Origin of the sequence: Paraburkholderia sp. BCC1885 (genome assembly GCF_900996235.1) — a bacterium.
In the GTDB taxonomy this organism is placed as follows: Bacteria; Pseudomonadota; Gammaproteobacteria; order Burkholderiales; family Burkholderiaceae; genus Paraburkholderia.
Map to the genome: position 1 here is coordinate 1 of NZ_CAAJGM010000254.1, position 7,061 is coordinate 7,061.

Sequence of the window (7,061 nt, forward strand, 5' to 3'; positions counted from 1 at the left end):
CGTGGCCGACAAGCTGCACACGCCAGCCAGTCCGCCGACACCCGCTACCTGACAGTCCAAGTCCGGATCACCATCATGCCTCACGTGCACGCGCGTGGACGAACGGCCCACGTGAGCCGCTTACCCTTATCAAGTAGGTTGGCCGAGTTCAACGCTGACCCCCTTTCTCAAGAAACCAATAGGCTTTGTGGAAGCGGTCTTGGATGTCGGCGTGAAAGAAACCGCAGGCCGCCTAGTCTTGCCCCGGCCCAAGCCAGTAGATGCATGGTCTGACATCGTATCCGATTTGCGTGGCGCATACGCCGGAGTCGCCATGCCGAACTATGGTCAGGATAGAATCCATATTGGATCAGCGTTCTTGACCTACGCGGCATCGGCATGCTTCGCAACTTTACCTCACCAGTCCTTTTATGTTAGGCGGATGCGCGGCGATAGACATCGGGATTTTCCACCGCTTAACATTGAGAGCGTGGCAGATCGACCACCTGCAATTCCGATCGTAGTCGTTACCTTGAGCGGTGAGCAGGAGACGTTTGCAAGATTGAAAGAACGCAGCTACAAATACCATTTGGAATTTGGGCCACGAATGCGCGATTTTCCTCTATAACCGGGGTATTTTTGATTAAAAATTAAGAGCAGTTGTTTCCAGGTTTTTAATCTCTTGATAGCTTCAGCCTCGCGGCGCACTGGTGCGCCGCGAGGCTCAATTTGGATCAAAAACCCTACCGCGCCAACTTTCGGCCATTGGACGAATGATCCGAAGACAACATTTTCAGAAGCCCGCTATGCAGTGGGGCGACAACTATTGACGTTCCGCGCACGTGTCCGGTTATGGCGCCAAACAGTCGCACGACCGTCGAGGAAAAAAAGGTTGCGACCGTCACGCGATGGCCGCCCCCGGAGGTTCGCTGCCGGCGGCAGGTGGGACGACCTCGGTTGCTCCGGTTAGGCACAGTTCGAAACTCGCTCGTTGACCATAGGCTCGCAGACCTGGCGAAGCCTGACGCTGCGGCCTACCAGTTTCAACTCGACCGGATGCATAGCGTGCAGGTGCTTCTGTGTCAGGTCACGTACCATCTCATCGGGCACGGCGGCCCTATACTGATTATGCCGCCGCCGGCTATCCCGACAAGACTTACCCGTTGACCGCACATGAGCCAGCAAAGCGGAGTGATGGGCGCGAGCAGCCTGACGCAAGATCCGGGCGGACGGTGGACACGGGTTAAGGCCACGGTCCCATGACTGCATATCGGAGGGTTCGCGTTGGAAGTGCCTCAAGCTGATGGAGCGATCCGGCTACAGTATTGATAGCAGCCCTGAGCGTGTTGTTCGAGATACCCCCGAATTCTGCCGCACTTCTCGACGAATGGGCGAAGATCGCCGCGCACATGCCGGTTACGATGCTCAAGAATGGAGCGATAGACGTGAGGCACGATGCGACGTCGTGATCGCCCCGGGGACTCTTGAAGATCGCGCGAGACGCGACAGGCAATCCACCTCCAGTAGAGTGATGGGCGGCTACCTGTCACCCACAACTCTGACTACCCAGTGGATGCTTTATGCCGAGTTTTGATGAGGTCGGGTTCCTGTCCGAGGAGCTGGAGCAATGGAAGCGCGCTGCGCACGAAGCTTACGCAGATGCGTTTGCCTACGCATATCGCGCCAACGCGATCGCGCTGCGGGTTATGAAGTCCATCCCTCTTGAGAGAATCCCGGAGGAAATACAGTGGGCTATCGCCGCGTTTGCGCGGGCCATGAGCGCGTTCGAAGGTTGCGTCCTGATGATAGAACGTGGAGCGATGGCGGATGCACGCGCACTGGCGCGTCTGTGCGCGGAGACAGTCATCGTCGCAAAGGGACTCGCCATCGTGCCCGGGACACTGGAAATATTGCGTGAGGATGACGCGAACCATGATCTCGGAGTAATCAACCGACTTCTGGAATTCAATGCGCAGAGGCCCGATGCCGATCCCGCATTCATTGCGCAGGCCTTAGAGAAGAAGGCCGAGCTGGAAGCCCGGTTCCCGAATCGCCGCTCGGTGAATTACCGAACGCTCGCCCTCGCTACCGGATTGGCAATGTTCTATGAGGTCGCGTACAGGTACACGTCGGGCGACGGAGCACATGCGACGCTGGGCGCATTTGTCCGCCACATGAAGCAGGGCAACGACGGGGAGCCCGATGCGTTCTTTTTCGGACCGGACGTTGCAGGCATGGCATCTACGCTGCTGTGCGCATGCGTTGCGGTCACCGAACTCATTGACCTCGCGGTTGGCCACATGGGCCGCGAGGAGGATGCTGCCGAATTGAGCGATCTGAAGCTGCACTGGCATATCATCCGGCACGACCTCGAAGCAAGAGCCGCAACGGAGAACGGCAACTAGCCCGTGAAATCTTCACACCGGAGAATGCCCTTGGTTCACCGACACCCGCTCTCACGTCGGGGCCATTTGCGGCAGCAGGTTGACTCGGCTGCGGGCCTTGGGGCGGTCTCTCTCGAAACGGTGCCATACGTGAGCGCAGGGCCCCCGATGGCATGCCGTCTAGCATAAGGAAAGCCGAGGGGCAGTACCGGCACACCCAGACAAGCGCGAGCCCTGCGCGCGGGTTTCCCTTTCAGCCGAGCGCGCGCAATTGTCCACACACGAAGCTGTGTTTCCCTATACTAGCGAGCCGGGCACTTTTCCCTGTGAGACAGCAGATGAACAAGCCGCGTGCTGCTATTGGCGGTCAATTCAACACAGATGCCATCCGCGTTGCCATTCAGTTCGGACGCGGCCTAGTCGAAGGGTGCCTCCGCTTCCAGGCGGCGTAAAGCTAAATCGCCGTGCCGTGCTTGAGAACGCGGCGCATTTCGGTGACGCGTTCGGATTGATCCTGAGTAACATGAAATCACCCAATGATGCTGTGCAGCTGGACAAGCTGAAGTCGGAAGTCGAGCAGTATGTGGCGTGGGCAATGTCCGAACTCGCTAGGTTCGGCAACGCAGCCCTCGATTCAAAGTAATCATTGGCGTGCCGCCGAGGTAACACACGCGACTCGCGCCCGCGTTTCCAGAAAGGCCGTCGAGCGGGAGAAGCGATTGATCCCTGCTGTTACCTTCTCTGGCTGTTCCACAAGCTCGCTGTTGGCGAACGCCGCCGAGGACAACGACGCGCTCTTGCACTGGGATATGACAAGGTAAATCTTAGCCTCACATGCCTTGCGCGGAATAGGTTGCGGCCGCGAGAATGGCTGCCTGTCGAAGGACGTGATGGGGTGCGTCGGTAGGTGGCAGAAATCGGTGCTCGACCGCCACCCCAACATGACGCAGAGCTTGAATATAAGCGGCCTGCACGAGCGCTGAAACGGTTTTTCCTTTCGGGTCGGTCAGCACGATGACCTTGTTCGGAGGATGCTGAGCGACGTCCGAGACAAGGTCGATCGGGTCAACGAAATCTGAATAGCCCGTTACATCTGCGCGTAAGCCACGTTCTTGATTGCGCATCCGGGCAGCTACGTTTCCAGAAGCAATGACAGCGCAATCTATGTCCCCGTGGCGTGCCATCAGAGCGGCGACGAGATGGCCTCCGCCGGACAGCCCAGCAAGAGTAATGCTCTGCCATCCGAAAGCGTTCTTCAGCCGATCTAGAGCTCAATCTACGAGTGCAACCTCTCGTTGACGTCGCCTCTCATGGTGATTGCCCGAAGAGCCGTACGTACCTGGCAGAGCCACGTTCAAGAAGGTTCGTCCGATCGCAAGTGCAAACTGCTCTGCCTCCGCTTGCATATGCCATGACGCGATCCCGTGGTATCCCTCGCCAACGGTCCAATGTGGTTCGCCATCATCCCTCCGACGGAAGATATCGCCTTCAAGAAAGATGATCGGCGACCCTCCAGCCGCTGCTCCATAGAAGCGCAGGCGTTTGGCTCGCCCGGCGGTCCCTACCCAAACATGGCCCGGGATGTTGTCGCGGAGGTTGGGGGGGCAGCACCCGTCAAGCGCCGCATCTGCTGAAAATTCAGTCTATGGAGAAAGCCCGTCTAGTGTGGGAAACTCGATCATTCAAAAATGTTACCACTGTCCCACCTGTTGCTCGCTGCCCCTCTCATCGATATTCAACTCGCTTTCGAACTCGTCCAAAATGTGGGTAATGGCAAGTCTTTGACGGACGTCCTTCCAGCGCGCGGCTGATTCACAGAGCTCACCCAGACGCATGAAGGCAATTGGCTAAAGTTCCGCGTGGAGCGGCCGTCAACTCGATTAGGAAGCTTGCTCGACAAAATCGTTATGGAGGGCTGCGTTAGCCCGAGAGGAGTGTGACTAATGAAAAGCAGTCGGGATATTCGCGATTTAATTGGCAAAGAAGCAGGTAGTGTAAGCAGGTTAAGGAATATCCTACGCACAGGATGGCCTTCGATTCTCTTAATTTTGGCTTTCGCTGCGGGATACGCCGGGCGGAGCATTCAGGGGCAATCCACCTTAAAGACGATGCTGCTGGTGCTAGCTCTCCTGTATACGACCGGCTTCCTGCTGTGCTTCGCCATCAGGCAAGTGGTCCCGAAGCATTCCGTCGCCGTGTATGTCCTCTGGTACTTCTTCTCGCTATCGCTCGTGTTGACGATTCTTCTAAAATGCGCTGCATCTGGGGAGGGCTGGGTTGACGGAAAGGGCGTAGCGACAGGGTCAATCGGAAAATCGATTCTTTGGCTGTCCGCTAAGGTGTTTGACTTACCAGATGAATTCAATCTGTTTGTCGGGGTCGCAGCGGCGTTAGTCGCGCCGCAAATCATTGCATACCTGTTGAGCGGGGCGTTCGGTTGCGCCGCAGCACCTAAATGGGTATTGAGCGTGACCAGGACCGTCTGCTACATGATGGCAAAATCTTTTATCGTCGCGGCGGGTGTGTTGATACCATTTGCCTGGTTCGCACGTGGTTGGGGACAAATTCCAGATTTCCACACATTGCTCGCAACGGAATGTCTTGCCATTCTACTTGTCGGCTTTGCGTTCCTGTTTCTATGGTACGCATGCAGCTTGGAGGATATCGAGACTGGAGCGGCAATCAGGTCCCCTAATTCGACTTTTGAGAAAATTCTCAAAGTTCATGGTTGGATGATTCGAAATCGGCAAAAGAGTACCGGTCCGCTCCCAAACAGGAGCGGCTCTCCATGAGGAACCACCTGTTCAAAAATGCGAGTGCAAAGGCGAGGTTGGGCGGGCGGCGGCCGATCTTCTCCGACCCATGCACCGATTCTTCCCAGACTCGGGTCGATCCGCACAGGTCGCTGGGCTCGCTCGTCGCGGCGAGTCGCCTGCCTTTAGCAATTTGCGCAATGAACCGAACTTCTGTGAACGATCCACAAGGGCCGGCCTGCTTATGTTGGTGGCTCTTCAGAAAGCTATAGATCACCCCGGTTGGGACGGAGAAACCACTCGCTTGCCGAGACTCAAATTGCACGCCGCTGGATCGCTGGCGACGTAATGCCTGAGCCTCGACTCGCGGGGTAGGGAAAGTACCAGCGATTGCTGTCGTAAAAGCGACATTGAGCCCTGTCATCTTGATACACACGACCGGGCCAAATTGGGAGGGGCTATGAGCGGACATGTTCTGGTTTCCGGCCGCGGTGCGGGTAATCGTCAATCCGCCTCCACTCCCGCTCCGGCGACCTTCACTTCGCACGCAGCGGGCTCACCATTGGCGGTGCAGTCGGCGCAGTGGGTCGATCCTCACTTCCCGTTTCAGCCACTGCCCACGCCAAACGGTTCACCTCCATACCGTTTCGACCTCGCGCAATTGCTTCACGCCGATGAGGTCGCGCGGATTGCAGCTTCGGGCAAGATCGCTTTTCACACGGTGGGTGACACCGGCGACGAGCGCGGCAAGCAAATGGATTTCGTCGCGGCCATGATGACGGAGGATTACGAAAACAGTGCGGCAGGCGCGGTGCCGGCGTTCTTCTATCATCTGGGCGATGTGGTTTATTTCGCAGGCGATATAGGCGGCTACGGCGAGAATTTCTACGAGACGTACGCTGAATACCCGGGCCTGATTGTCGCGATCGCTGGAAACCACGATTGCCAGCCGGACGACCCGCAGGACGGTCAGGTGGATCCCGACAAGAAGCCACTCGACGGCTGGGTGCAGAACTTTATGTCGACGAACCCCGCGCAATTGGGTTCATTGAAGACGACGTCGTCACGCACGCAGATGGACTTGCCCAACGTCTACTGGACGTTCACGACGCCTTTGGTCACAATCATCGGACTCTTCACCAACGTCAGTGAAACGCAGGCGGAAGTTCATCAGGATCAACTCGACTGGTTCAAGGGCGAACTGGCGGCCGCAGATGAAAACAAGGCGCTGATCGTTGCCATTCATCATCCCCCATATTCTGGCGATTCCGAGCATAGCGGTAGCGCGGAGGCAGAGAAGCTGCTATTTCAAAGCTTCGAGGCCAAGAAGCGCTATCCGCACCTGATTCTGTCCGGTCACGTTCACAATTACCAGCGCTTTACCGTTAAAAGCAATGATTCGGATATCACCTGTGTTGTCGCGGGGGCCGGCGGCTATTCCAAACTCGGCAAACTGCAGAAGATCGATGGACGTTATCCCGTGGCTCCATTGCCGTTGTCCGGCACATTGACGCTCGATCAGTACGATCATGACAACTTCGGCTTCCTGCGGATCGAGGTCACGAAAGAGCAAATAACGGGAACCTATCTGTCCGCTCCCTATGAAGAGACCAGAACGGCGACGCCCCAAACGCTGGACAACTTCGTGATCAACCTGGTTACGCGCAAAGTCTCGACAGTCAAAGTCTAGTTCGCCCTTCGGGAGGGCTCTCACCATGAATCGACTGTTCGTGATACGTCACGGCGGCAGCACCGTAAGCGGCTCGGCTGGGCCGTGTCCTCACGCGCGCGCGAGTGAGGCATGATGGTGATGGCGTGTCGGAGTCCGTGTAGATCAAGGGAGATCGTGGGCACGATCCATCCAAATCTATCCAGATCTACCCGGTTGAGAGTGTGGGTGGGGTGAGGGGTTTTAGTTTGTCAGCCACATTCCAAGGCAGCAATT

At 57.0% G+C, this 7,061-nt stretch carries 4 protein-coding genes; 3 read left to right on the plus strand and 1 reads right to left on the minus strand.

Annotated features, from left to right (window positions below; translation table 11 throughout):
• The first annotated feature begins 1,559 nt into the window (after positions 1-1,559).
• Positions 1,560-2,384, plus strand: a complete 825-nt coding sequence (locus tag FQ755_RS33375) for a DUF5677 domain-containing protein (RefSeq protein ID WP_144161511.1) — start codon at positions 1,560-1,562, stop codon at positions 2,382-2,384.
• A gap of 809 nt (positions 2,385-3,193) precedes the next feature.
• Here the strand turns inward: FQ755_RS33375 and FQ755_RS33380 are convergent.
• Positions 3,194-3,487: a hypothetical protein gene (locus tag FQ755_RS33380; protein ID WP_144161514.1), complete on the minus strand. Its 294-nt coding sequence runs from the start codon at positions 3,485-3,487 to the stop codon at positions 3,194-3,196.
• Between the two features lie 819 nt (positions 3,488-4,306).
• Here FQ755_RS33380 and FQ755_RS33385 point away from each other — a divergent pair.
• Both FQ755_RS33385 and FQ755_RS33390 read left to right on the plus strand, forming a co-directional pair.
• A complete protein-coding gene (locus tag FQ755_RS33385; protein WP_144161517.1) occupies positions 4,307-5,155 on the plus strand; it encodes a hypothetical protein in 849 nt (282 codons plus the stop codon).
• Between the two features lie 421 nt (positions 5,156-5,576).
• Positions 5,577-6,806, plus strand: a complete 1,230-nt coding sequence (locus tag FQ755_RS33390; RefSeq protein WP_144161520.1) for a metallophosphoesterase family protein — start codon at positions 5,577-5,579, stop codon at positions 6,804-6,806.
• The last annotated feature ends 255 nt before the right edge of the window (positions 6,807-7,061 follow it).